1 protein-coding gene is annotated in these 1,092 nt (G+C 61.3%); it reads right to left on the reverse strand.

Annotation, left to right across the window (positions count from 1 at the left end):
- A partial coding sequence (locus EN750_RS35720) for a 2-isopropylmalate synthase (RefSeq protein WP_127399374.1) occupies window positions 1–1,092 on the reverse strand: 1,092 nt, incomplete at both ends.

Here is a 1,092-nt window from a genome sequence, read left to right on the forward strand (position 1 = left end):
GGGATAGGTGTGGTGATCGAGGAATTTCAGCCGCGCGCCGGGCTGGTCGACATAGGTCTCGATAAAGCGCTCGTAGATGCGTCTGGCCGGCACTTCCTTGCCCTCGGCATCGGTGATCGCCTGGATTTCCTGGCTGAACTCGATCTGCAGATTGCGCGGCAGGTTGAGGCCGTAATCGGCCTGCAGCACATAGGCGATGCCGCCCTTGCCGGACTGCGAATTGATGCGGATGATGGCTTCGTAGCTGCGTCCGACATCGGCCGGGTCGATCGGCAGATAGGGCACTTCCCACAGGCTCGTATTGGCCTTCTTCAGCGCCTTCATGCCCTTGTTGATGGCATCCTGGTGCGAACCGGAAAAGGCGGTGTAGACGAGTTCGCCGACATAGGGATGGCGCTCGGGGATCTTCAACTGGTTCGAATATTCGTAGACGTCCTTCATCCGGTTGATGTCGGAGCAATCGATCAAGGGATCGACACCTTGCGTGTACATGTTCAGCGCCAGCGTGACGATGTCGACATTGCCGGTGCGCTCGCCATTGCCGAACAGCGTGCCTTCGACACGGTCGGCGCCGGCCATCAGGCCGAGCTCGGTGGTGGCGATGCCGGTGCCGCGGTCATTGTGCGGATGCAGCGAGACCAGCAGGTTTTCCCGGTTGTCGAGGTTGCGGCACATCCACTCGATGCGGTCGGCATAGATGTTGGGGGTCGACATCTCGACCGTCGAGGGCAGGTTGATGATCAGCTTGTTGTCCGCCGTCGGCCTGACGATCTCTGTGACGGCGTTGCAGATCTCCAGCGCCACTTCCAGCTCGGTGCCGGTAAAGCTCTCCGGCGAATACTCGAAACGAAAGCCTCCGCCGGCCTTGGCCGCCATGTCGGTGATCATCTTGGCGGCGTCGGTGGCGATGCGCTTGATGCCGCCGACGTCCTTTTCGAAGACGACGCGACGCTGCAGCTCGCTGGTCGAATTGTAGAAATGGACGATCGGGTTGGTGGCGCCCTTCAGCGCCTCGAAGGTGCGGGTGATCAACTCCGGTCGGCACTGCACCAGCACCTGCAGCGAGACATCGGCGGGCACGTTGCCTTCCTC

It is taken from the genome of Mesorhizobium sp. M7A.F.Ca.ET.027.03.2.1, assembly GCF_003999175.1.
Classification (GTDB): domain Bacteria; phylum Pseudomonadota; class Alphaproteobacteria; order Rhizobiales; family Rhizobiaceae; genus Mesorhizobium.